The 22,902-nt window shown below is 65.6% G+C and carries 23 protein-coding genes; 10 read left to right on the top strand and 13 right to left on the bottom strand.

Annotated elements, in window-relative coordinates:
- Positions 1-47 precede the first annotated feature (47 nt).
- Positions 48-1,280: a M20/M25/M40 family metallo-hydrolase gene (locus AB4Z44_RS13935; protein ID WP_404710301.1), complete on the top strand. Its 1,233-nt coding sequence runs from the start codon at positions 48-50 to the stop codon at positions 1,278-1,280.
- A 67-nt stretch (positions 1,281-1,347) separates the two neighbouring features.
- Here AB4Z44_RS13935 and AB4Z44_RS13930 read toward each other — a convergent pair whose 3' ends face one another.
- From AB4Z44_RS13930 to AB4Z44_RS13900, 7 genes are all read right to left on the bottom strand, one after another.
- On the bottom strand, positions 1,348-1,800 hold the full coding sequence (locus tag AB4Z44_RS13930) for a response regulator (RefSeq protein WP_404710300.1): 453 nt from the start codon (positions 1,798-1,800) through the stop codon (positions 1,348-1,350).
- Positions 1,800-3,098, bottom strand: coding sequence for a histidine kinase dimerization/phosphoacceptor domain -containing protein (locus AB4Z44_RS13925; RefSeq protein ID WP_404710299.1), 1,299 nt, complete (start codon positions 3,096-3,098; stop codon positions 1,800-1,802). The genes AB4Z44_RS13930 and AB4Z44_RS13925 overlap by 1 nt, the downstream gene beginning before the upstream one ends.
- Positions 3,083-3,952, bottom strand: a complete 870-nt coding sequence (locus AB4Z44_RS13920; RefSeq protein ID WP_404710298.1) for a GGDEF domain-containing protein — start codon at positions 3,950-3,952, stop codon at positions 3,083-3,085. The genes AB4Z44_RS13925 and AB4Z44_RS13920 overlap by 16 nt, the downstream gene beginning before the upstream one ends.
- Positions 3,953-3,979: 27 nt before the next feature.
- Complete coding sequence (locus AB4Z44_RS13915) at positions 3,980-5,632, bottom strand: putative bifunctional diguanylate cyclase/phosphodiesterase (protein WP_404710297.1); 1,653 nt, start codon at positions 5,630-5,632, stop codon at positions 3,980-3,982.
- 578 nt (positions 5,633-6,210) lie between these two features.
- The gene (locus AB4Z44_RS13910) at positions 6,211-6,468 is read right to left on the bottom strand and encodes a hypothetical protein (RefSeq protein ID WP_404710296.1); all 258 of its coding nucleotides are present in this window, start codon (positions 6,466-6,468) and stop codon (positions 6,211-6,213) included.
- Between the two features lie 70 nt (positions 6,469-6,538).
- Positions 6,539-6,925: a response regulator gene (locus AB4Z44_RS13905; protein ID WP_404710295.1), complete on the bottom strand. Its 387-nt coding sequence runs from the start codon at positions 6,923-6,925 to the stop codon at positions 6,539-6,541.
- Complete coding sequence (locus AB4Z44_RS13900) at positions 6,922-7,230, bottom strand: hypothetical protein (RefSeq protein WP_404710294.1); 309 nt, start codon at positions 7,228-7,230, stop codon at positions 6,922-6,924. Before AB4Z44_RS13900 ends, AB4Z44_RS13905 begins: the two co-directional genes overlap by 4 nt.
- A 192-nt stretch (positions 7,231-7,422) precedes the next feature.
- Here AB4Z44_RS13900 and AB4Z44_RS13895 point away from each other — a divergent pair, with 192 nt between their 5' ends.
- Positions 7,423-8,103: a response regulator transcription factor gene (locus tag AB4Z44_RS13895; RefSeq protein ID WP_404710293.1), complete on the top strand. Its 681-nt coding sequence runs from the start codon at positions 7,423-7,425 to the stop codon at positions 8,101-8,103.
- Positions 8,096-9,490 (top strand): sensor histidine kinase, encoded by a 1,395-nt coding sequence (locus tag AB4Z44_RS13890; RefSeq protein ID WP_404710292.1) that lies wholly within the window; start codon positions 8,096-8,098, stop codon positions 9,488-9,490. Before AB4Z44_RS13895 ends, AB4Z44_RS13890 begins: the two co-directional genes overlap by 8 nt.
- On the opposite strand, the gene AB4Z44_RS13885 is transcribed toward AB4Z44_RS13890, so the two are convergent.
- A complete protein-coding gene (locus AB4Z44_RS13885; protein ID WP_404710291.1) occupies positions 9,457-10,098 on the bottom strand; it encodes a PEPxxWA-CTERM sorting domain-containing protein in 642 nt (213 codons plus the stop codon). The genes AB4Z44_RS13890 and AB4Z44_RS13885 overlap by 34 nt on opposite strands.
- A 246-nt stretch (positions 10,099-10,344) precedes the next feature.
- Here AB4Z44_RS13885 and AB4Z44_RS13880 point away from each other — a divergent pair, with 246 nt between their 5' ends.
- Positions 10,345-10,809, top strand: a complete 465-nt coding sequence (locus tag AB4Z44_RS13880) for a UrcA family protein (RefSeq protein WP_404710290.1) — start codon at positions 10,345-10,347, stop codon at positions 10,807-10,809.
- A 312-nt stretch (positions 10,810-11,121) separates the two neighbouring features.
- Positions 11,122-11,904, top strand: coding sequence for a PEPxxWA-CTERM sorting domain-containing protein (locus AB4Z44_RS13875; protein WP_404710289.1), 783 nt, complete (start codon positions 11,122-11,124; stop codon positions 11,902-11,904).
- Positions 11,905-11,983: 79 nt separating this feature from the next.
- Here AB4Z44_RS13875 and AB4Z44_RS13870 read toward each other — a convergent pair whose 3' ends face one another.
- Complete coding sequence (locus AB4Z44_RS13870; RefSeq protein WP_404710288.1) at positions 11,984-12,313, bottom strand: DMT family transporter; 330 nt, start codon at positions 12,311-12,313, stop codon at positions 11,984-11,986.
- Positions 12,314-12,461: 148 nt separating this feature from the next.
- The gene (locus AB4Z44_RS13865; RefSeq protein ID WP_404710287.1) at positions 12,462-12,962 is read right to left on the bottom strand and encodes an Lrp/AsnC family transcriptional regulator; all 501 of its coding nucleotides are present in this window, start codon (positions 12,960-12,962) and stop codon (positions 12,462-12,464) included.
- Positions 12,963-13,050: 88 nt separating this feature from the next.
- On the opposite strand from AB4Z44_RS13865, the gene AB4Z44_RS13860 reads away from it, so the two are divergent.
- Entirely contained in the window at positions 13,051-14,439 is a 1,389-nt protein-coding gene (locus AB4Z44_RS13860) for an aminotransferase (protein WP_404710286.1), read from the top strand.
- Positions 14,440-14,490: 51 nt separating this feature from the next.
- On the opposite strand, the gene AB4Z44_RS13855 is transcribed toward AB4Z44_RS13860, so the two are convergent.
- On the bottom strand, positions 14,491-15,213 hold the full coding sequence (locus AB4Z44_RS13855) for an SDR family NAD(P)-dependent oxidoreductase (protein WP_404710285.1): 723 nt from the start codon (positions 15,211-15,213) through the stop codon (positions 14,491-14,493).
- A gap of 45 nt (positions 15,214-15,258) precedes the next feature.
- Between AB4Z44_RS13855 and AB4Z44_RS13850 the strand changes: the two genes are divergently transcribed.
- A complete protein-coding gene (locus AB4Z44_RS13850; RefSeq protein ID WP_404710284.1) occupies positions 15,259-15,690 on the top strand; it encodes a winged helix-turn-helix transcriptional regulator in 432 nt (143 codons plus the stop codon).
- Between the two features lie 345 nt (positions 15,691-16,035).
- Entirely contained in the window at positions 16,036-16,422 is a 387-nt protein-coding gene (locus AB4Z44_RS13845) for a hypothetical protein (protein ID WP_404710283.1), read from the top strand.
- A gap of 990 nt (positions 16,423-17,412) precedes the next feature.
- On the opposite strand, the gene AB4Z44_RS13840 is transcribed toward AB4Z44_RS13845, so the two are convergent.
- Entirely contained in the window at positions 17,413-18,597 is a 1,185-nt protein-coding gene (locus tag AB4Z44_RS13840) for a DUF5681 domain-containing protein (RefSeq protein ID WP_404710282.1), read from the bottom strand.
- A 657-nt stretch (positions 18,598-19,254) separates the two neighbouring features.
- Here AB4Z44_RS13840 and AB4Z44_RS13835 point away from each other — a divergent pair.
- Together AB4Z44_RS13835 and AB4Z44_RS13830 are read left to right on the top strand one after the other, a co-directional pair.
- Complete coding sequence (locus AB4Z44_RS13835; protein WP_404710281.1) at positions 19,255-19,695, top strand: hypothetical protein; 441 nt, start codon at positions 19,255-19,257, stop codon at positions 19,693-19,695.
- Positions 19,696-19,903: 208 nt separating this feature from the next.
- Positions 19,904-20,326 (top strand): hypothetical protein, encoded by a 423-nt coding sequence (locus AB4Z44_RS13830; protein WP_404710280.1) that lies wholly within the window; start codon positions 19,904-19,906, stop codon positions 20,324-20,326.
- 820 nt (positions 20,327-21,146) lie between these two features.
- Here AB4Z44_RS13830 and AB4Z44_RS13825 read toward each other — a convergent pair.
- Entirely contained in the window at positions 21,147-22,901 is a 1,755-nt protein-coding gene (locus tag AB4Z44_RS13825) for an aspartyl protease family protein (RefSeq protein WP_404710279.1), read from the bottom strand.
- Position 22,902: the final 1 nt, after the last annotated feature.

Raw genomic sequence — 22,902 nt, 5'->3', positions numbered from 1 at the left:
CAGGAGTTTGCCGATCCCTAGCGGTCGTTGCAGTGGAAGGGGACCCGATGAGCGACATGCAGGCCGATCCGAAGGCGGGGCGCGTCCTTCGGGCCATTTCCGGGGTGATGGCCCTCGTCCTGGCCTCGTCGGCCCTCGCGCAGCCGGCGCCGCCGGCGGTCGATCCCGTCCGCGTGCTGGTGAAGCGGCTTGATCTGGAGCGGTACAAGGCGACGATCAAAAGCCTCACCCAATTCGGCGATCGCCGCCAGGGCACCGCCCGCAACCGGGCCGCGGTCGACTGGATCGAAGCGCAACTCAAGAGCTACGGCTGCACCAACACCGAGCGCCTGACATACACGTTCGGCGAGGAGCCCGTGCACAGCGTCGCGCCGGCCAAGGCGGCGGTCGCACCCGGATCGGAGGAGCCCGGCCTGTCGGTCGGCGGCGGCCGCTCGCGCGGCTTCACGCGCCCGACCGGCGTGAACGGCGATCCCAACGCCCAGCCCGACGCCCGGATCAGGGCGCTGGACACTCCGCCCGCCGTCCCGGGGCCGCGTGAGGAGGTCTATTGCACCAAGATCGGGACCGGCCACCCGGGCGAGATGTATATCGTCAGCGCGCATATGGACGGCATCGGCTTCGGCGAGGCGGCCAATGACGACGGTTCGGGGACGGCGTTGGTGATGGAGCTGGCGCGCGTGTTCAGCAGCCCCGACGTGCAGACCGACCGTTCGATCCGCTTCATCCTGTGGAACAACGAGGAGACCGGGCTGAACGGCGCCAAGGCCTATGTCGAGCAGCGGGCGGCGCTGCAGGGCAGGGAGTCGCCCGCGGGATCGGGTCGATACCCCGAGCCCAGGTGGCTCGGCGTCATGCAGCACGACATGATGCTGTTCGATCACGGCATGCCGCGGGCCGACGGCAGCCTGAGCCCGGTGCAGCGTCCCGAGGCGGACGTGAACATCGAATTCCAGTCCGCGTCGAAGCTCGCCGCCCAGTCGCAGGAGTTGGCCTGGGCGCTGCAGGCGGCGAACGAGCGTTACGCCACCGACTATCCGGCCGCGGTCGGACGCCACATGACCAATACCGATTCCACGGCTTTCATGGACCTGGCACCGGCCGTCAGCCTGCGCGAGAACGACCGCGGGGCCCAGGTCGGCAGCGGCTGGGACCCGCAATGGCACCAGCCGACAGACCTCTACGCCACCTATGGCGACAAGGATTTCCTGCTCGGCCTGAACGCGGCGCAGACCACGCTTTCGGCGACGGCGCGGCGGGCGGGCGCGACCCTGCGCTAGCCGCCCTGGAGGGCCCAGATCCGCCCATTCGGGGCAGCGGTGCTCACCGGAAGCGGACGTCCGGCCGTCAGCGCCACATCGCCGCAAAGGAAGGTGCCGCGAGAAAGCTGGCGGGCTGAGGGGATACGGGCGGAGGGTCGCATACCCCCTCCTCGATGTAGCGCATCGCCGAAAGGAGCCCGCTGCGGGAGAAGGGCTTGGGAATGACGCCATGACCTCCCGCGAAGTCGCTCGGCAACTTCAGGGGGTTGGCGGTGACGAATACGACCAGCGCATTCTGCCATCGCTTTCGGATCAGCGCACAGACATCGAGTCCATTGGTGTTCTGGGCGAGCTGCAGATCGACGAATGCGAGGTCGGGGGACAGATCGTCTCCGAGTTTCTCGACCTCGAACAGCGACGCTGCCTCCCCCACCACCCTGTGGCCGGCATCCTCGACCATGGCTTCGATGTCCATCGCGAGCAGCGCCTCGTCCTCGACGATGAGGACGCTGAGTGGGGCACAAGGGCGGCGTGTCATCAGTGGTTCACCGGAAATGTCAGAGTGAAACGGGTGCCCGGCGCCTCGTCGGTCCAGGATGCCTTCGCGCCGATTTGTCTCGAGAGGCGGCCGATCAGCACGCGTCCAAGACCGTCGCCAACGGCGCTCGCACTGTCGAACCCGGGGCCATCGTCGATGATCTCGATCGAGGCCTCGTCATCCCGCCGGATCGCACGCAGCTTGATCGTGCCGGGCCGTCCGTCCCGAAAGGCATGCTTGATCGCGTTGGTCGCCACCTCGTTGAGGATGAGGCCCAGTGCCGCGGCCCTGGCCGAGGAAACCTCGACGGGTTCGACGGCCTTCTCCAGGGCGATATTGCTCCGCCCGCTCGCGCCGATCACGTCGCCGATGAGATTCTCCGCGAAGGCGCCCACATCGAACCGCGTCACGTCGTCCGATTGGTAGAGCTGGCGATGGACGGTCGCGAGCGCGTCGACCCGCTCGAGCATGGCCTCCAGCTTGGAGCCGATCGCTGGATCGGCGATGGTGCGGGCCTGGAGGCGGAGCAGCGAGCCGATCATCGTCAGATTATTTTTGACGCGATGATCGACCTCGTGAAGCAACAGGGTCTTGGCTTCCAGGGCGGCCTGCAGGTCCGCCGTCCGCGCAGCCACCTCGCGCTCGACCGCGAGCTTCTGCTCGGCGATCACGCTCTGCGCCATCACCCGATCGGTCACATCGAGTTGCGAGGCGAAGAAAAACACCACCTCGCCGGCATCGTTGCGCACCGGGCTGAGATAGAGCGCGTTCCAGAAGGTGGTGCCGTCCTTGCGGTAGTTGAGAAGATCGACGGAAATATCCGTACCCGCCTCGATCGCTTCGCGCACCTTCGCCACCATAGCCCGATCGGTATCCGGTCCCTGCAGGAAGCGGCAATTCCGGCCGATGATTTCGTCGCGCGCGTAGTGGGTGAGGCTCTGAAAAGCCTCGTTGCAGAAGACGATGGGATTGTCCGGCTGGTTCGGGTCGGTGATCACCATCGGCATGCGCGTAGCCCGCACGGCTGCCGCAAAAGGGTCCGCCCGACCATGTTGATAGTCGAGCGCTTCGGTAAGGTGCCAATCGTCACGCTGCTTCATTACGCCTCCGTGGAGACGTAAAATCCCCGTTGGGCGTAGGAAACCCCTTGAACCGCGCCAACGTTCCCAGCGAATGCGTTGGCAGGCGAGTGCGGCATGAGGATCGGCCGCTTGCCGACAGCAGTGTCTCGTCGAGTAGCCGATGATCCCGGGCAAGCATCGCATCAGGGCTCTCCGGTACGTCAATGCCTCGGCCACCGCCTGTCCGCTCGCTGCCCGGGGCGGCCGGCATTGCCCGCGCCATCCGCCTCGATATCCTCGGCGAGCACGATCCGGTTCCGACCGCGCGCCTTCGCCTCATAAAGAGCCCGATCCGCTCGAACGAACAGCTCCTGGAAGGTCTGCTCGTCGCGGCGCGTCGCGACGCCGGCAGAGATCGTGATCGAGACGGCGATCGTGTCGGTTATGATGGGTGTCGCGCAGACGGTCCGGCGAAACGCCTCGATCTGCCTGAGCATCCCGGCATGGTCGTCGCAATAGGCCAGCAGCGCGAACTCTTCTCCGCCGAGCCGTCCCACGCGCCCGAGGTCGCCAAGCAATTGCTCCATCATCGCCCCCGTCGCGCGGAGCACCTGGTCGCCGATCCAGTGGCCGTGCTCGTCGTTCACATGTTTGAAGTCGTCCACGTCGACGATGATCAGCGCGAGGAAGGTGCTGTCGTCGACGCCTTCCAGAAAGGCCCGCCTGTTCAGCAGGCCCGTGAGCTCATCGGTCGTGCCGGCGCGATAGAGCGCCAGCTGCGCACTGCCGATCTTGCGGGAGACGGGCACGGCGATGCCGACAACGACGACGATGGTGATGATCCACGACCGCAGGGCGTTCGGCCAGTTGGTGAAAAAGAAGAGCTGGTTCGCCACATCGACGGCAAGCGCAATGGAGGCGCACAAGAGCGTCGTGCGCAGAACATAATGTGTCAGGTCGCGGTCGTTCTTGAGTTCGATGTGCGGGAGAAAATGCATGATCGCCGAATTGACGCGTCTAGGCATGACACACTCCTCGTCGGCCAGCAGCTTCGCCGCAGCGAAGGCTCGGAACCCGGCGTGCGCTGCCACCTGTGGCCAGCCCCATGCCCGTGCGCATCAGAGCGTGCTGACGGCCTGTGAAGTCCCGATGCGCAGGTGCCGCCGCGTGACGTCCGCGGGCGACATCGGACGTCCGTACCGATAACCCTGCGCCTCGTTGCAGCCGAGTGCGATCAGCGCCTCCTCCTGCCCGGACGTTTCGACCCCTTCCGCGATGACGGTCAGGCCCAGGCGTCTCGCCATGCCGACGACGGCGCCGACGATGGCGGCATCGCCGGTCCTGCGGTCGATTTTCACGACGAAGCTCCGATCGATCTTCAATCGCGTGAGCGGATATTTCTGGAGCAGGCCCAATGATGCGAAGCCGGTTCCGAAATCGTCGAACGCCACCCCGACGCCCCGCGCGTTCAGCTTGCGCAGCGCCCGGGTCGATTGCTTGCTATGCCGCAGCACGGTGTTCTCGGTAATCTCCAGTTCGAGCTGGTCGGGGTCGAGGCCATGGTGGGCCAGCGCGGCCGAAACGACCTGGAACAGGCGATCGGACCGGAGCTGGGCGGGGAACAGGTTCACGCCCACCCTGAACTTGCCGAGCCCGCCACGCCTCCACTCCGCCGCGGCCGAACACGCCTCCTGGATGATCCAGTCTCCGACGCACTCGGCAACGGTGCTGCGTTCGAGAATGTCGAGGAAGGCTCTGGGCTGCATCAGGCCGTGAACGGGGTGGCGCCAGCGCAGCAGGGCTTCGACGCCGGTGAGGTTGCGCGCGGGAAGCGATACCTGCGGCTGATACCAAAGCTCGAATTCGCCCTTCGCCCATGCCGCGCGGAGCTCGACCCCCAATCGGAGGCGCTGTTCGGAGCGGTTCTGCATCGCGCGCACGAAGAAGGTGCGCGTGCCGCCCCCATCTCCCTTGGCGTTGTAGAGCGCGAGATCTGCGTTCGACAGCAATTGCTCGGCGCTGGTCGCATCGTTGGGCGACAGGGCTATGCCGATGCTTGTGCCGATGAAGATCGATTGCCCGGCCAGCTCGAACGGCGATTGCAAGCTCGCAAAGACCCGGTCGGCCAGCCGGTCGATCAGCGCGGGGTCGGCGCAGCCGGCCAGCAAGATCGCGAACTCGTCGCCGCCCAGGCGTGCGACGAAGCCCGCTTCGCCTGCCGCATCGTTCAGGCGCCCGGCCACCGCGGCTAGAAGCGTGTCGCCGACCGAATGGCCGAGGCTGTCGTTTACGTCCTTGAAACCGTCCAGATCCAACAGCAGCAATGCACACGGGCCTGCCGCCATCGCGTCCGTCAGGCGGACCTGCAATGCGTTGCGATTGGGCAGCGACGTCAGCGTGTCGCAATGTGCGAGATGTTCGAGCCGGCGTTGCGCCCGGCGACGGTCGCTCACGTCGCGAAGAAGCGCGCCGAACATCGGCCGTCCGGCCTCGCTCCACATCGACAGCGACAGATCGACCGGGATCTCGTGCCCGTCCGCGTGCAGCGCCAGCATCTCGACCGCCTGCCCGGCGAGGCGGGCACGACCTGTCTTGACGGCCCGGGCGAGGCCCGCGCGATGCGCGGCGCGGTGCCGCTCGGGAACGATGATCGAGAGCGGCATACCGATCGCCTGGTCGGCGGCGTAGCCGAACAAGATCTCTGCCGCGCTGTTCCAAGAAACGATGAGATTATCCGGTCCGGCGCAGATCGCGGCCGTAGCGGAGCTCACCAGCATCTTCTCGGCGCGGTCTTGCGCAAGAAGGGAGGCGGCGCGATCATGCACTCTCGGTACCTTTGGTTTCTTTTCACGCCCGTAGTGTCGGGTGATGCCATGGAACCGTTAAGTTCATCTTACTGCGCCACATCTGGCGTCAATTTCTCGCGACGTATGGGCCAGCCTGCCTCCCTCCGTCCGCCGTCTTGGCGGGAAGGTGTCGGTGCCGGGCATTGCCACGGCGGGCTGCCCGCGAGGGCCGCACAGTCCGATCAAGGAGCTCGGTTCAGCCTGAGGACCGGGGAATTTTCAGGCTGGAGCTCGGCCAGGGTTATTTGCCGCCCGCAGGCGCGCCGCTCGATGACCTCGGGTCCAGCGTGACTGAAAGCTTGTTGGAAGCCCGCCGCCCAGAATGGCATCCAAATAGTTGAAAGACGCCAACTATTTAATTTCGATCATAGCGCGAATCACGCGCCCAGCGCTTTCTCGCGGCAAGACGCCCCGTACCCCCGGAACGGCGTCTTCACGCGATCGCTCTCAGCGGTTTGCGGATGGCCCGTCGGTTTAACGCGCCGGCGGGCCATCGGTGGCGGTCAATGCGGTCGGGACAGATCGGCGACGACGCTGCCGAACACCGCGATCCACAGGCCCGCGACCACCGACAACACCAGCAGGATCAGCGTCCCGGTGTCGCAGGGCAGGCCGGTATGCTCGCTGAACCAGCATTGCATGCCCGGCCCGTGATGCAAATCGGCGCGGCATTTCGTCACGCACTGCACGGCGAGGGCTGCGGATGCGCACGCCCACAGCGCGGCACCCCAGCGCAGCAAAGTTGCGATAGTCCCTGTCATCGCGCCTTCATGCGATGCGCGTGCGGTTTGCGCAACGCCCCCGCCGAGCGCGAATGCTTCGCCTGCCCGGTCAGGCCACCGCGCGCGGGGCCGGTGCCAGATCCAGCAACGACAGCGCATGGCCGAGTTGCGTGACCGTGAACGGCTTCTGCAGGAAGCGGACGGAGCGAGCGGGCAAATCCGACGGTGCCGGCATGCCCGAGATGACCAGCGCCGCGCCACTCGGATTGCGGGACCGATAGTGCCGCAGAACTTCCTCGCCCGATTCGCCGCCGGGAAGCCCGTGGTCGACGATCAGCAGACCGAAAGCGTCTCCCTCCACGTGCGCCGCGGCGGCGGCGGCGTCGAGCACCCCCACCGCCTCATGGCCCCATTCCCGGCACGCCTCCACGATCGTCTCGTTAACGAGGAAATTATCCTCGACGATCAGAACGCGCGGCCGTGCCGCCCCGGTCACTCGCCGGGCTTCTTCACGTGAACGGTAGGGACGCTCACCTTGGTCGTGGTGGTATCGACGGAAACCTTCGGCACGTCGACCGCGACGGATTTCGATCCAACATCGACGTCGGCGGTCTTGACCTTGAACGCCGGCGCCTGTCCGCCCTCGACCCGCACGGTCGGCAGTTCGGCCGACTGGGTCTGGCGGACGCTGACGAGCTGGAACACGATCGCCGCGACGATGAGCAGCAGGACGACCACGCCGACGATCACGACGGTGTTGGTGCGGCGGGCAGGGCGATCATTGTAACTATATTCGGCCATGTAATCGCTCCTCGATTTGCTCAGACGAAGAACGAACCCGAACTGCCGTGCCTCAGTTCCGATATGTTGCTGCTTTACAACGAAGGTTGATTATTTGCAACCTTCAGGCTCGCACTAAGCATTCGTTCAGCCGTGCGGTTTTACGGGGTTCTCCATATTGTATCGTAGCATAGAGTATGTTGGATGAACGGAATGAAAATCCTACTCGTCGAAGACGATGACGATGCGGCTGGTCAGATCGATCGCGATCTTCGCGCGTTCGGTCACGCGATCACGCGCCTGGGGGCGACGGCCGACGCGGGCCTGGCCAAGGGCGGCGATTATGATGCCGTCATCCTCGACCGCCGCCTGCCCGACGGCGACGGAGTGGATCTGCTGCGGCGCTGGCGGCGGGCCGGCTTCGATACCCCCGTCATCCTCCTCACCGCGCTCAGCGGGGTGTCGAGCCGGATCGAGGGGCTCGATGCGGGGGCGGACGATTATATCATCAAGCCGGTCGACAATGCCGAACTGGAGGCGCGGCTGCGCGCGCTGCGGCGGCGCCGCCGCAGCGATGGCGGTGCGGATGCCAGCCGCCTGACCTGCGGCACGGTCGCGATCGATCGGTTGCGTCGCGAAGCCTCGCGCAACGGGCGCCGGCTGATCCTCAAGCCGCGCGAGATGCGGTTGCTCGAGGAACTCATGCTGGGCGCGGGCGAGATCGTGACGCGCGCGCATCTGCTGAGTGCCGTGTGGCACCTCAACTTCAATCCGCGCACCAAGCTGATCGAATCGCAGATGAGCCACCTGCGCGACAAACTGACCGAGCATGGCCTGCCCGATCCGATCGAGACGATCCGCGGCGTCGGCTATCAATTCCGCACCGATGTCTAGCTGGTCCACCCGCACCGTCCGCACGCTGGTTTTTCGGTGGATGGTGCTGTTCGGGCTGACGACAGTGCTGCTGGCGTGCGGGGCCTATGCCTATAGCCGCCACACCATGTCCGGCCAGCTCAATGCGCGCATGGAGCGGCGCGCGCTGTCGCTGGAGCATGCCTTCGCACGCGGCGGCAAGGTCGACGTCATGGCGCTGGCCCTTCGGCTGACCCAGCGGGGAACGCGCACCTTCGCTTACACCCTGGTCGATGCGCAGGGATATCTGGTGATGGGCGTGGCGGAGGCGGCGCATCAGCCGATCGGCTGGTCGACCCTGTCCCTGCCGGATCTGGATGACGACCGGCTCGACGATGCGCGCGTGCTGACCCGGCGGCTGCCCGACGGATCGCGACTGTCGATCATCGCCGACGGCGATATCGTCGATCAGTTCGACGGCGCCTTCTTCGCTTTCCTGCTCGCCGCATTCGGGCTGCTGTTCGGGGCAGCGCTGATCGGCGCGCTTTCGCTCGAACGCATCGTGCGCCGGCGGCTCGACACGATCACCGGCACCGCCCGATCGATTATCGCGGGCGAGACCGCGAGCCGGATCAAATTGAGTGGGCACGGGGACGAATTCGACGCGGTCTGCGCCGTGCTCAACACGATGCTCGACGGCCGCGACGAGGCGATCGGGCATGTCCGGCGGATCACCGGCTATATCGCGCACGATCTGCGTGCGCCGCTCGTACGGCTGCGCGAGGATCTGGCGCGCAGTGGCGAAGACTGCGGCGATACGCAGCGGTGCGTGCTCGATCTGCGCAGCGCGATCGCGCGGTGCGACGAGATCCTCGAAATCTACGAAGCGATCCTCGCCATCGGCGAGATCGAGGCGTTCGGCATCGGCCGTCACGCGGCGCCTTTCTCGCTCTCCACGCTGATGGGCGATCTCGCCGAAAGTTTCGCCGAGGCGATGGAGGCCGGCGGGCGCACGCTCCGCACGGAGATCGCGGCGGACGTGATCGTCGGGGGCAACCGCGGCATGCTGACGCAATTGATCGTCAACCTGCTCGACAATGCGGCGACGCACACGCCGGTCGGGACGGTGGTGACGATGCGGCTCGAAGCGGACGCAGCGGAAACGAGGATCATCGTTGCGGATGATGGAGCGGCCCGGGCACCGACGCCCCGGACCGAGGCATCGCGCGAGCGCGAAGGGCTGGGCCTGCGGCTGGTCGAGGCGATCGCCGGCGCGCATGGCGGCCGCGTCGTGGCTACGCCGGGCGCGGCGGGAATGACCGTCTCGGTCAGCCTGCCCCGGCCGTGCAAAACCAGCGGCATCCCGGGCTGGCCGGGATGCCGCCGTCCCCTGTGTCAGGCGAATTTGACTTTGGTGCGACGCCGCTGAGCGCGTAGCGCCCCGCCGATCATGCCGAAGCCGCCGAGCATCATCGCCCAGCTCGCCGGCTCGGGCACCGCGCCCGCACCCGGTGCGGCGACGAAGCCCTGCACGTAGAAGGGCGTGTTGTTGGTCACCTTCAAGGTCTGCGTGCCGAAGGCCGAACCGGCGGGATCGACCAGCGAGAAGATGGAATCCGCGCTGAAGCCGGTGAACGCGAAGCCGGCCGGCGGCGTCACGTCGGGGCCGGTATAGGTGAAGACGAGGTTGGCGATCGTGGGATCGTCGGTGGTGGCCGGCGGCAGCAGGGTCGCATCGCTGACCAGCTGGGAGGTCGCCAGCACGTTGGCGTAGGGGCTGAACACCGATCCGGCGACATAGCCCTTGAAATCATAGATGATCAGCCGCGAACCGGTGACCAGGCCCTCGATCGGATCGCCGCCGGGGTTGGACGGATCGACCGCGAAGCTGCCGCCATAGGTGAAGGTGGTGTTCGATCCGTTGGCGCTGGTGCCCGACAGCACCAGGGCGACGGCGCCGGCCTGCGAGGCGAGCAAAAGCCCGGCCGGAAGCGCGATCGAAGCCTTCAGCCACGCGCGCATGCGATTGTTTCTCATCAGGTATACACTCCCCTTGGCGGCATCCGGAGATAGTCTCGGGACCGACGCATTAATGACGGGAGGCGGATTTCGTTTCTTGGTTACCAAAATTTAACTGTTTGAAACCAGCGCTTTCGAAAGCGCGGTGCGCGTAATTGCGGTCATATCGTGCCTGCCCCGATCGTGCCTCTCGCGTAACGGTGGGAACGGGGCGGCCGCTTCGACATTGACCGTCCCTGCGGGGGCCCGATGAGGAGAGCCGCAATGGACATGAGAAAACTGCTGTTGACCGCCGCGCTGCCGGGCCTGTGCCTCGCTAGCGCCATGGTGCTGCCGGCCGCGCCCGGCATCGCGCAAAGCGACGCGCCCGACGAGATCATCGTCACGGGGCGGTGGAGCCGCCGCCAATTGCCCGACGACGTGCAGAGCGCGAGCCAGTCGATCTCGTACGCCGATCTGGATCTGAGCACCGGCTGGGGCCGGCATGAACTGAAGCACCGCATCAATCTCGTCGCGCGCTATCTGTGCGATCGCCTCGGCGAGCCCGACGACCGATCGAGCCTCTCGGGCAGTTCGTGCCGCGAGGATGCCGCGCGCGATGCGATGAAGCGCGTCGGCACGATCGAGGAAAGCTGGGCGCCGCGCCACACCGCATGGGTGCGGGGGCCGAGCTGGCACGCGCCCTATGCCGACGATTGGGCTGCGCGCTATCCCGACGATCCGTACTGACCGCGATCGGCTCCCGTTCCGGCCCGACGGCCAGGGGCGGGCGCCTGCCTCCCGTCCGCTGGCGTGGGGCCGCACGGAATGCTTGATACGACCGGATCTTGTCCCGCGCGGCGACCTTGACCGCTCCCGCCAGTCACTTCCGCCATTAACCATTGAAGTACACCCATCCGTAAAATTCCTGAATATATCCGACGCCCACCCCCCGATTATTTGCGCCTCAGTCATTCGGAGCGCCGCTCGACTAAGCGATGCGCTGTAATTGGGGGTAGTTATTATGGTAATCGCTTCGCTCTTGCCTGTTCCGTCCTCGGCATGGTCATCGCGGCCTCCGGCGCGAACGCGGCCGTCCCGTTCGACGTGCGCTACGAATCCGAACTGGCGGGCATGACCAACACTTCGGCGACCTTCAGCAAGGTCGGCGTCGAGACCTTCGACGGCAAGAGCAGCACGGCATCCTTCGCCACCAACTTCGGCGGCAGCCCCTTCACCGGAACCTATTCGTCGGCCAATGGCAATTACGTCCAGATCAACGGTTCGGATCAATATGGTGGCGCGGGCAACAGCGGCAAATATGCCGTCGCGTTCAACTCGACCCCGTACAGCCTCACGCTCGACCAGGGCGTCACCTATTTCGGCTATTGGCTGTCCGCGCTCGACGCGGGCAACACGGTGACCTTCTACAGCCACGGCACCAAGCTCTTCACGTTCGACGCCGCCGACGCGCTGCACGCGGTCGATACCGCGCCGTCGGCCAACAAGGACGATTATTACGGCAAGCCCGGCACCGGCGCGACGCGCTGGGATCGCGCCAATCCCGGCGAGCCCTATATCTTCCTCGATTTCTTCGCCAATAACGGCCTGACCTTCGACAAGATCGAATTCGCCGAGAAGCCCACCTACGGCGGCGGCTATGAATTGGACAACCACACCGTCGGCCTCTACACCGGCAAGGGCACAGGTACCGAAGTTCAGCTCATCAACAGCACCGTCGCCGCCGTGCCCGAGCCGGCCAGCTGGGCGATGATGCTGGCCGGCTTCGGCTTCGTCGGCAGCTCGATCCGTCGCCGCAAGACGAGCGCGCTGCGCACCGCCTGATGGCGGCCGCCGGCGGCGCGGGCGCGGTCTGCCGGCGCCGCCCGGATGTCCCGCGACGGTCGAGAGCCGTCGCGGCCCGTCAGTGAACCGAAGCCTTCGAAAACAGGTTCATGACGATGACGCCGCCGATGATGAGCGCCATTCCCACGACGGCGGCCGCGTCGAGCTTCTGGTCCTGGAACAGCCACGCGACGGCGGAGATCAGGACGATGCCGAGCCCTGACCAGATCGCATAGGCGATGCCCGTCGGCATCGTCTTGAGCACCAGCGACAGGCAGTAGAAGGCCACGCCGTAGCCGACGACGGTTGCCGCCACCCAGGGGAGCCGCGTGAAGCCGTCCGACTGCTTCATGGCGGAGGTTCCTATGACCTCCGCGACGATGGCCACGATGAGCAGGATGTATTTCATGCCGGTGCCAGTAGCACATGGACCAGGGCGTGAATGCGGCGTCCGCTGCTCTCCCTTGATCTGCAGCGCGTCGGCTGGCGATCGACCGCTTTCGGCGTCGCGCGGTCGCTGCGGTCCCCCCTGACCAACGCGATGGCCTACAGGCCGCTCACGTATCGGCAATCGGGCGGGTCGAGGGTATGCCGCTCAACGGTTTGAGGTTGCGAAACGTCACCAAGGTCTTGAAGCTGCGAATGAATGGCTTCGAATAGAGCAAATCGCTGATCTGCTTGTCGAAGCTCGACATGTCGCGCGCAACCATGCGCAGCACGAAGTCATGCTCGCCGGTCACATACCAGGCCTCGATGACCTCCGGCACCCGGGCGATCGCGCGACGGAAATCCTCAAGGATGCGCTCGCTTTCGCGATCCAGCGTCACCAGGACGATGATCGTCAGCGGCCAGCCCATCGTGACCGGATCGACGATCGATACGTCGCGCTTGATCGCACCGATACGGCGCAGCCGCTGGATCCGCCGATAGCAGGCTGGCACAGACAACCCGACCGCTTCCGACAGCGCCGCAGCGCTGGCCCGGGCATCGTCCTGCATCAGTGCCAGGAGGCGAAGATCGAAGGAATCAAGATCGTCGGGCGAAGCCACAGCGCACATCGATAGAAATTATCGCTCCGGATGCAAAGACGAGAAAAACCCTCGTGCGCGACCGCTAAGCTCCCGACGACATTCAAGGCGGGGCCCGATGCTGGATAGAATCAAGGACATGGATCGCGCGGCAGTCCTCCACCCTTTCACGCAGGCGGCCGACTATGCGTCGGGCAAGATCGATCCGGTCGTCGTGGAAAGCGGCAGCGGCGCCCGGATCCGCACCGCCGACGGGCAGGACCTGATCGACGGGTTCGGCGGGCTCTATTGCGTCAATGTCGGCTATGGCCGGGCCGAGGTGGCGGACGCCATTCACCAACAAGCGCGGCAGCTTGCTTATTACCATTCCTATGCCGGCCACACGACCGAGCCGCTGGCGCGCCTCTCGGACCGGCTGATCCGCATGGCGCCGGCCGGCATGGCCAAGGTGTTCTACGGCCTGTCGGGATCCGATGCGAACGAGACCCAGGCGAAACTGGTTTGGTATTACAACAATCTGCGCGGAAAGCCGGCCAAGAAGAAGATCATCGCCCGCGAACGCGGCTATCATGGCAGCTCGGTCATCTCGGGCTCGATGACCGGCCTCAGCTTCTACCATGACCTGATGGACCTGCCGCTTCCGATCATCCTGCGTACGGGCGTGCCCCACCATTATTGGGGCGCGGCCGAAGGCGAGAGCGAGCAGGCCTTTTCGGCCCGCCGGGCTGCCGAGCTGGACGCGCTGATCGAACAGGAGGGTCCCGATACGGTCGGTGCGTTCATCGCCGAGCCGGTGCTGGGCACGGGCGGGATCATCCCGCCCCCCGCCGGCTATTGGGATGCGATCCAGCCGGTGCTGCGCAAGCATGACGTCCTGCTCATCGCGGACGAGGTCATCACCGGCTTCGGGCGCATCGGTACGCCGTTCGGCAGCGATCTGTACGGCATGACGCCGGATCTGATCACCTGCGCCAAGGGCCTGACCAGCGCCTATGTGCCGATGTCGGCGGTGCTGATCGGCGAGAAGGTGTGGAACGTCGTGCGCGACGGCGCCGAACGGGCCGGCGCATTCAGTCACGGTTACACCTATAGCGGCCATCCGCTCGGCGCTGCCGCCGCCAATGCCTGTCTCGACATCGTCGAGCGGGAGGATCTGGCGGGCAACGCCGCGCGGGTCGGCGGCCATCTGCTCGCCGGGCTGTCGCAGGCGCTTGCGCAGCATGAGATCGTCGGCGAGGTACGGGGTGTCGGCATGCTGGCGGCGGTCGAGTTCGTCGCCGATCGCGCGGCGAAGCGCCGCTTCGATCCCGCGCTGAAGGTGGGTGCCCGCCTGTCCGCCGCGGCCCGCGCGCGCGGCCTGATCACGCGCGCCATGCCCCACGGCGATATCCTGGGCTTTGCGCCGCCGCTCGTGTTGACGTCCGCGGAGGCCGATCGCATCGTCGAGATCACGGCCGATGCCGTTCGCGACGTCGCCGACCAATTGGCGCGCGAAGGCGCGCTCTAAGGGCGTGGCTCTGACCTGTACGCCATCTGGCAACCCCATCGTCGCGTCCCGCTACACCTGCCGCATGCCGCCATCGACGCAAAGCTCGGCCCCCGTCACGAAGCTGGCGGCATCGCTGAGGAGAAACACCGCGGCGGCCGCGACCTCGTCGGCACGCGCCATGCGACCGAGGGGAATGGGGGCAATCAGCATCTGCCGCATCTCGTCGGATACGGCGGCCATCATGTCCGTGTCCGTCGGTCCCGGCGCGACGACGTTGACCCGGATATGCCGGGGCGCGAGTTCGGCCGCCCAGCTGCGCGCATAGGAGCGCAGCGCCGCCTTGGTCGCGGCATAGGTGCTGAATGGCGTCACGCCCATACCATCGGCGATCGAGCCGATAAGCACGACCGATGCCCCCTCGCTCAGCACGGGCAGTGCCGCCTGGATGCCGAACAGCGCACCGCGCACGTTGACCGCGAAGTGCCGGTCGAAATGCTCGGCCGTCTCCTCCGGGAGGGTCGCGGGCTCGGACAATCCGGCGTTCAGCACGAGCGCGTCGATGCGGCCGTGCAGCCGCCGGGCCTCACGCACGACCCGTTCCAGATCGGCCTGGGAGGCCGCATCGGCTTCGATGCCCTGCGCCGACGGACCGATACGTTCAGCCGCAGCGGTGACCTCGTGCTGCCTGCGGCCGGTCAGCATCACGCAAGCCCCTTCCTCCGCGAGCGCACGGGCAGTCGCGAGGCCGATCCCCTTCGCTCCGCCGACCACCACTGCGACCTTGCCTGCCATTCTTGCCATCGTCCGTCCTTCCATTCGAGACGGCTGATCAGATATATGAAGCATATCTGCTATCAAGAACGCACCTGGAGTAGAGTAGATATGGCCAGCGATACCGACCTGGAGGCGCTGTCGTGCAAGGCGATGATGGATGTGCCCCGCATCCGCCCCGTGCTGGACAAGATCGCGGACAAATGGACGATCATGATCCTGACCGTGTTGTGTCCTCAGCCGGCGCGCTTCAACGAGATCAAACGTCGCCTGGATGGCATAACCCACAAGTCGCTTGCCGACGCGTTGAAGCGCCTGGAGCGCCACGGGCTGATTACCCGTACCGTGCTTCCGACCAGCCCGATCGGCGTCGAATATACGATCACGTCGCTCGGCCATTCGCTTCGCGAACCATTCGAGGCGCTCTGCTCTTGGGCGCTGAATTACGAGCAAGCGTTGGCGGCCGCTGCCGTCGCCTATGACCGATCGCGCGAATGACCGTCATGCTTGACCCACGATCGGACATTGATGACGGTCGGAGCCTTCGCAGCTTCCGCCTCGCTCGTGGCATCCGTGTCGCTTTACCGGGATGCCTTGGCGAGCCTGTGTTCGAAGGCCGGCGGGTCCGTGGCCGAGTTCGCAGAAGCGAAGGCACGGTTCTGGTCTGACGGGTTGAACCGGCGCTTCACGGTGACGGTTGCGGGCCAAGACGGCCGTTGCTCCACAACGGATATGCGGGCATACCCGGCCGGCGCGTGACAATGCTAGGTCGTAGACCCATAAAGCTGACTGTCGGCTCTCGCCCCATTTGCGGACATAGGTCATCTCCGACATAACGCTCGCATGGGCGAGCTCTCCTCTCTCGAACGCGCAGCCATTGCCGCCATCCTCGAGGAAATGGGGGAGCAGCGCGCGTTACTCGAACAGCAGATGCTCCAAGCCAAGGTCCGTTCGCGTGAAAATACCGGTGGAGGCTTCGTCACTGAACTGGAAGTCGGTTCAACGGCGGACAGCTTGGGTAAAAAGACCGCGCCGCTGGGACAGAATGTATGGATCAGCATCGACGGGTTGAATTTCGGACTGGGGATGATCCTTCACTTAAAAGAGGGTCGCGCCGACTTGCTTGAGGGATATGCCGTTGGTCCCGAGGATACATCCCTCATTGACTTTGAGCATGTCCCCTACGCGATGACGGAAGAGCCGGGACCGCTCCGAAGGAACGGCAGCTAACCACCACGTCTTGCCGCCCCATGTGTCGTCGGGGCTCGCGTGTTGCTCGAAAGCTGACGGTCCGGTTATGGACGTGAAAGCTGCCCGTCGGCAGCCGCCCCAGTTTTTGCCGTTCGCGATCCGTCTTTCATAGCCTGTTAGCGGACGTAAGGCGCAGCTTTTAGGAGGTGCATCATCTGTGCCGAGGGGTTCCATAGCGGAGGCTTCAAGTTGCCAGGTCCCCTCCACCCCGGGGCGGCGTTCCACTCCGCTCGGTAGGCTTGTAGCGAGCCGAGGATGGTTTCCTCCGCACGAGACGACGCAGCTGGATTATCATCAAATCCCGGCTCCCAAAGGCAGCATGGGCAGATGCCCAAAGAAATACCGCCAGCTTGATCGTAAGCGTCCGTCACCACATATTCAGGGAAACCGCAGGCTGGGCACAGCAGCTTGCCCTGATCGTCACGGATGTTGAACTGTCGAGCATCGGCCATCCGCTGCTTCTACCGAAAAGTAAGCCCGCTTTCCATTTTCCATTCTAAGCTGCCTGTTAGCGGACGGTCGCTTATCCACCAGTTTCGGCCGCTCGCAGCGAGCACGGCCGATCTCAAAAAAGGACCGACCGCGCCCGCCCCTTTGCTGCCGTTACCTGGGAGATGTATGAGGTCCGAGGTAATGCGGGCGGATAGGGACATTCGGCGTGGGCGATGAAACAAAGCAACTCACTGCGATACAGCGCTACCACCTCGTTCTGATCTGGAGCTTCCGGATTTTCGGCATAGTATTTGCCTTAGGTTCAGTGCTGATAGCTGCGAGCAATTTCTTGTCCTTGCCTTCCGAACGGACTGGAAGCAACGCGACCTTGGCCGTCATAACCGCGATCTTCGTCATTGTCGGCAGCGGGATATATCTCGGCGCTACCCGTGTTCTCCGTTCGTATAGCCAGACCCTAGGGCGGCGCTGAAAGACCGCTTTACCACCACTTCCAGCCGTTCGGTCACATCGCTTATTTTATGGGTTCACGACTAGACGCTCTCGGGCGCCCGCGACCCAAGCCGAGCGCTGCTTAGGCTCGGTCCGCATGAGGAGCGCCGCCAAAGCCGGGCGCTGATCGACACACGCACGCGGAGCGCCGGCGCGACCGTCCGCCTCAATACATCTCGTCCAGCTTGCGCATGACCTCCGCCTTTTCCTCCTCGCTATAGTCGGACCATGGCCTCTCCTGCGGCGGGGGTGGCGGCGGTTCGGGTTCGATATGGGCGAGGCGTTCGGCGGTTGCGCGGTACCAGCGGCGGTTGTGGGCGAGCACAGTGCGCAGCGTGGCGAAGGCGACGCCGGGCGGGAGGGTTCGGGCGGGCGGGGCTTCGGTGTCGATGGGGTCCGCCGCGCCGGCGGCAGGGGCCGGCGGGGGTGCTGCGTCGGGCGCGTTGGACGTGGCTTCGCCGGCGCTCGGGGTGCCGCATTCGGCGCCCGCCATCCTTTCAGGCTGGGCGGCGTCGGCGCCGGTTGTGGGGGGGCTTCGGCTTCGCTCGGGGCGAACGGGATGCATTCGACGCTCGGTGCCCCGGCTTGGGCTACGGGTTCCGCCAGTGTGTCGGTGGTGGCTTCGGCCGGGGTGGGGGCGACCGCCGGCGGGGCGGCGGGCTCGGCGTGGGGTTGGGCCGGGTCTGCGTGGTCGGCCACGGGCGGCGCGCCGTCCCACAGCGCGTCGTCGGTCGCGACCAGGCCGGTGCGCGGGTCGATGCGGAGCGTGTCGGGGTGGGGGTGGGGCGGATCGGGGAGGGGTTGGGCCTGCTGCTCGGCCAGCGCGCGTAGCTCGGCCCAGCCGGTCTTGGCGTGGAGCGCCTCGTCGAGGATCGCGGTGCGTTGCGCGGCGCGGCGGGTCTCGATCCGGTCGGTCAACTCGAACAGGAGGCGCGCGTGGAGCCGGCTCCCCTTCGCCGCCGCGGCGCCGATCGCGCGGACCGCCGCCTGGAGCGTGGTGAGGTAGAAGGTGCGGCCGTCCTCCTCGATCGGCACATGGCGATAGACCTCGTCGAGCACGACATCGTCGAGCCACGCCGCGCCATAGGTGCCGCGATAATCGCGTCTGGGCTTGCGCGGGCGGCCGCGCGGATTGCCCGATCGACCGGGCTGGAAGCGGGTCTCGACCGGCGGGCGGCAGTGGCCGACCTCGTAGGCGGGGGTGGGGGTCATGGGTGGGGACCTCTTTCACGGGGCCGTGGGCGTGAGCTGCCTGTCGGCAATCCGCCCAATTGTTGCCAGTCCGGTAGCATTGCTGTGCGCCGAGTTGCGGTGGCCCCCGAACGTGGGCAACATGAGGCGATGAGGAAGGGTCTACTGCGCGTGCTGACGGCGGCGTCCGCAATGACGGCTTGCTCCGAACAGCCGAAGCGGGACGTGTGGGCCGTCGTTGTCGATATCCGGCCGCACCCTTCTGCCAAGTGGAACACCGACCAGTTGGTCGTGGAAGCCCGGACGCCCGACGGCCTTGATGGCACAAAAGAGGTATTACGCGCAGGTCTGAATTGCCGTGTCGGAGACACGGTTTGCGCGATAGCTCAAGGCGTATCCCTCACGTTGGATGAAGGCGCGTGCGAGCGCGTAGGAACACCGCCGCTCAGGACTCGGTCCTTTTGAACGTCGACAGCTTGCCTTTATAATCACCGAAAAGCCGGCCGTCGCTTCACTACCACTTTCTGCCGCTCGATGTGTCGCCGGAGCTTGCGTCTTGCTCAAAATCAGCCGTGCCGGATGTGGGCGTTAAGCTGACCGTCGCTCCCAAAGTCGGTCTTCCCGTGGCCCTGCGGTCGCCCGATTGCGGGCATTGCGTTAAGCTGCAAAATGGTCGCGATGAGTAAGCTCACCCTCGGCTACGAATATGACGCGAGCTTCTTTGATCCGAAGCTACCGCGAGATGACTTTGGACGTTTGTCGTTATCAGTGACTACGGGCCAGTTCTCGGGCGCCGGGGGATTCTGGGTTCAATGGCAGGACGTGAGGGAGTTCTGCGATGCGCTAAGCGCCTATCCGATTCGCGACGGCTCCCCGATCATTGCCCAATGGGGCTTTGGTATGCAGGAAGGCGACGACCTCATCTTACGCCTTGAAATCGCACCAGCCGACAAGCGGGGCAATCTTTCCATCCGCTTCGAAGTCGCCGACGATTTCGTTCCGCGCAATCGAGTGCGTGGGTCCTTCCTGACTAACTACCCGGAGATCGAGACCTTTCGCGTCAGCATCGCACGCCTGATGAATCACGAAGCCGACGAGGCCGTATTGATCGGCCAATAGCGGCTGTTCCTGCCAGCCACCTGTCGCCAAACCACCCATGATACGACGCTTCGCGTTACAAGCCCGTCGATGCGCCGCCTAGGAGCGCGCTGCCCAAAGCTACCGGATTGGTCACGGACCTAAAAAGCTGCCCGTCGCGACCCGCCCCGCATGCAGACACTCTGTGTTGCCAATTGCGGACATCGACCAAATCGCGTCTACCTCCCCGATGAGCTCCAGCTACGGCATATCGCTTCAGGTGCGTCACCCGGTTGCCGATCCGAACGACATCGCTCGCGGCCTAGGTCTGCCAGCGAAGCGAAGCTGGAAGATGGGCGAATCTCGCTCAACGCCACGCGGCACCGCATTGGCGGGGCGCTATGACACGACATATTGCGCTTTTGATCTCGGGGCCGGTGACGATCGGGAGTTGGCCGAGCGGCTTCGGGTCGTGGTTGCTGCGCTCCTTCTCAAGCAGGATTTCTTTCGTGGCCTGAGGGCGACTGGAGCCTCGCTCAACCTCTTCATCACATGGACGGTCGGAGAACGGGGCGAGATGTTCGATTGCGCGCTACTCTCCGACCTCGCGAGCCTCGGCATCGATCTCGGGATCGAACCGGTTATAGCATTCCCCTTACGGACCTGTGGATGAAGGGCTCGCCGGCAGAGTTGGAAGAGTGGCATCATAGATCGCTGAAAATGCGGAATGACGCCTATGCGGTTGGTGACGCCGGGCTTCGCTGCGATGGAGCTACAACAAAGCTCGCGCGCTCTTCATCTCAATCAACCCCGGCTTCAGCGACGTAAGCTACGATTCGGCTATCGCATTCGGCTTCCTACAAGCGCGTTGATCGGCAGCCTTCCCCCAGTTGCGGCCGTTCAGTCTCCCCCGCCAAACAGCGGGCTCGCCTCATGCTCCCACCGTCACCCCTCGCTCGACGGGGGGAGCGCGCTTGTTCGGCTAGGAGAGGGCGCTTCGTCGGAAGCAAGCGTGTCGCCGGTGGGCGGTAAAGTGGCAAACCACGCATCCCTCCGCGGCTTCACGCCTCTGCATGGGTCACTTATTTTTTCAAATGACCAAAGTAGATCGCTCGTGGTGAACCCCTCCACCCTGCTGCGCCTGGCCCCTCTCCCCGTGTCGGGGAGGATCTTTGATGGTCGACAATGCTATAATGCGCGGCGCCGGCTGCTCGGGGGACACAGCTTTGAGGATTTCCTTTTATACGCTTCCGTCTTCCCGCGGACAACGCGGATTTATCGGACGTTCCATTCGCTGTTGCGGCGGATCGACTGTCCTGTTGCTGCGGTTTTTCCGGAATGACGCTCCCTGTTCCGGCGGGCAGGGAAAGCGCCCCGATTTTCGCTTTGCGGTCAGCGGGATAGCCCGGCCGCGGACGGCGCCGCCCCCGGCGAAAAGTGCCGATTTTCCCTGTTATGGGGTCGATAACAGGGAAAATCGCGGCGGCGCGGGCTCAGTCGTCGAGGTGGAAGCGCTTGGCGCGGTCGGCGACGCGGGGGTTGATCGCCAGTGCGGCGGTGCGGTCGGTGTCGGCCTGGGCGGCCTTGCCGGCGTGGCGTTCGGCGATGGCGCGGGCGTAGAGCGACCAAGCCTCGCGCGGCTTGGCGGCGATGGCGGCGTCGTAATCGGCGATCGCCTTGTCATACTCGCCGCGCCGCATGTGCACGAGCGCGCGGCTGTCGAGATAGGCGGTCTCGCCCGGGCGCAGCCGCAACGCCGCGTCGCAATCGGACAGCGCCTTGTCGAGCTCCTGGTTCATCAGCGCGCGCGCCCAGCAGCGGCCGTTGAAGGCGGGCGCGCGGCTGTGATCCTCGGGGTGGCTGCGCAGCCACTGGTCGTAGCTGGCGAGCGCCGGGGCATAGGCTTCGGCGCTGTCGTACATAGCGGCCAGTCGCAGGCGCGCGTCGGCGGAGGGGGCGAGTGCTGCGTCGGCGGCCTTGAGATCCTCCAGCGCGCCGGCCGGATCGCGCGCGGCGAGCCGCATCCGCGCCCGCGCCAGGCGCGGATCGGGATCGTTCGGGGCGAGCGCGATCGTCTTGTCGATGTCGGCCGCGGCGAGCAGGGGCTGGCCCTTGGCGAGATGCACCATCGCGCGCTGCCAGACGTAATGCGCCTCGTTCGGCGCCATGCTCACCGCCTTGTCGAAATCGGCGAGCGCGGCATCGAGATCGTGCTTCGAGGCGAGGACCGCGCCGCGCGTGGCGTAGCCGGCGGCGCCGGTCGGCTCGCCGGTCTTGTCGGTCAGGTCGAGCGCGGCGCCATGCTCGTCGACCGCGCCCTTGGGATCGAGCCCGAACACCGGGCCGCCCTCGTAGGTGACGAACATGTGCTGGCTCTTGTTGTCGACATAGATGCGGTGGGTCAGGAAGAAGTCGATGCCGATCAGCATGTCGGCGTCGGGCAGGAGCTGATCGCCGATATCGATCCAGGGGCGGTTGATCGTCTCGCCGCCGATCTCGATCGATGTGAAGCGCGCGCGCCAGGCGGCGACCCGCTTCGTCCCGACGCCGTAGGCGAAGCCGGTCGAGGTCACGCCCGGGCTGTCCGGGGTGATGCCGGCGCGCTTGGCGGCGGCGAGCGTGATCATCGAGGAGGTGGCGCCGGTATCGAACATCGCCTTCAGCTTGACGCCGTTGACGGTGACGGTGCCGATCGTGTGGCGGTTGCGGGTGTCCATCGGCATGATTTCGACCAGCGCGACGGGCTTGGCGCCGGCCCAATAGGCCAGGTTGGCATTGTGGCAGCCCTGGGCGTGCATCAGCCGGACGAAGCCGTGCGGCAGATCATATTCGGCGTCGGCCAGCCCCAGGAAGTTCTGGCCGAGCAGCCCGGCAAAACCGGTGTCGCTGCCGCCCACCCCGAACTCGACGCGGGGCACCGTCTGCCCGGCGATGCGGAAGTCCTTGACCGTGGTTGCCCAGAGCGAGGTCGATCCGCCGATGCCGCTCAGCATCGCCCCGTTCAGGCTTTCCAGCTTCAGCCCATATTCCTGCGCATTGGCCTGCGCGATCGTGCTGTAGAAGGCGCCGCTGTCGAGGATGAAGCGCGCGTCGCGGCCGTTGATCTGCGCGGTCACCACCGCGCGGCGGCCGGTCATCGTCAGGGGGATTTCGGCGACCTTGCCGACCTGGCAGGTGGCCGCGAGCGCCGGCGCGGCGAGCGCGAGCAGGGCGGGTGTGACGATCGACGCACTCAACCAACGAACCATC

Source organism: Sphingomonas sp. MMS24-J13 (assembly GCF_044905095.1).
Lineage (GTDB): Bacteria > Pseudomonadota > Alphaproteobacteria > Sphingomonadales > Sphingomonadaceae > Sphingomonas_I.
Note: the sequence above shows the minus strand (reverse complement) of the source record. Positions and strands in the feature narration are given on the sequence as shown.

What these genes read in the sequence shown, in the direction of transcription:
- AB4Z44_RS13890 (WP_404710292.1), top strand. Translation starts at nt 8,096, where the DNA reads ATGTCTAGCTGGTCCACCCGCACCGTCCGCACGCTGGTTTTTCGGTGG.
- AB4Z44_RS13865 (WP_404710287.1), bottom strand. Translation starts at nt 12,962, where the DNA reads ATGTGCGCTGTGGCTTCGCCCGACGATCTTGATTCCTTCGATCTTCGC.
- AB4Z44_RS13880 (WP_404710290.1), top strand. Translation starts at nt 10,345, where the DNA reads ATGGACATGAGAAAACTGCTGTTGACCGCCGCGCTGCCGGGCCTGTGC.
- AB4Z44_RS13895 (WP_404710293.1), top strand. Translation starts at nt 7,423, where the DNA reads ATGAAAATCCTACTCGTCGAAGACGATGACGATGCGGCTGGTCAGATC.
- AB4Z44_RS13870 (WP_404710288.1), bottom strand. Translation starts at nt 12,313, where the DNA reads ATGAAATACATCCTGCTCATCGTGGCCATCGTCGCGGAGGTCATAGGA.
- AB4Z44_RS13840 (WP_404710282.1), bottom strand. Translation starts at nt 18,597, where the DNA reads ATGACCCCCACCCCCGCCTACGAGGTCGGCCACTGCCGCCCGCCGGTC.
- AB4Z44_RS13850 (WP_404710284.1), top strand. Translation starts at nt 15,259, where the DNA reads ATGAAGCATATCTGCTATCAAGAACGCACCTGGAGTAGAGTAGATATG.
- AB4Z44_RS13830 (WP_404710280.1), top strand. Translation starts at nt 19,904, where the DNA reads ATGAGCTCCAGCTACGGCATATCGCTTCAGGTGCGTCACCCGGTTGCC.
- AB4Z44_RS13930 (WP_404710300.1), bottom strand. Translation starts at nt 1,800, where the DNA reads ATGACACGCCGCCCTTGTGCCCCACTCAGCGTCCTCATCGTCGAGGAC.
- AB4Z44_RS13855 (WP_404710285.1), bottom strand. Translation starts at nt 15,213, where the DNA reads ATGGCAGGCAAGGTCGCAGTGGTGGTCGGCGGAGCGAAGGGGATCGGC.
- AB4Z44_RS13825 (WP_404710279.1), bottom strand. Translation starts at nt 22,901, where the DNA reads ATGGTTCGTTGGTTGAGTGCGTCGATCGTCACACCCGCCCTGCTCGCG.
- AB4Z44_RS13900 (WP_404710294.1), bottom strand. Translation starts at nt 7,230, where the DNA reads ATGGCCGAATATAGTTACAATGATCGCCCTGCCCGCCGCACCAACACC.
- AB4Z44_RS13910 (WP_404710296.1), bottom strand. Translation starts at nt 6,468, where the DNA reads ATGACAGGGACTATCGCAACTTTGCTGCGCTGGGGTGCCGCGCTGTGG.
- AB4Z44_RS13935 (WP_404710301.1), top strand. Translation starts at nt 48, where the DNA reads ATGAGCGACATGCAGGCCGATCCGAAGGCGGGGCGCGTCCTTCGGGCC.
- AB4Z44_RS13875 (WP_404710289.1), top strand. Translation starts at nt 11,122, where the DNA reads ATGGTCATCGCGGCCTCCGGCGCGAACGCGGCCGTCCCGTTCGACGTG.
- AB4Z44_RS13845 (WP_404710283.1), top strand. Translation starts at nt 16,036, where the DNA reads ATGGGCGAGCTCTCCTCTCTCGAACGCGCAGCCATTGCCGCCATCCTC.
- AB4Z44_RS13835 (WP_404710281.1), top strand. Translation starts at nt 19,255, where the DNA reads ATGAGTAAGCTCACCCTCGGCTACGAATATGACGCGAGCTTCTTTGAT.
- AB4Z44_RS13860 (WP_404710286.1), top strand. Translation starts at nt 13,051, where the DNA reads ATGCTGGATAGAATCAAGGACATGGATCGCGCGGCAGTCCTCCACCCT.
- AB4Z44_RS13885 (WP_404710291.1), bottom strand. Translation starts at nt 10,098, where the DNA reads ATGAGAAACAATCGCATGCGCGCGTGGCTGAAGGCTTCGATCGCGCTT.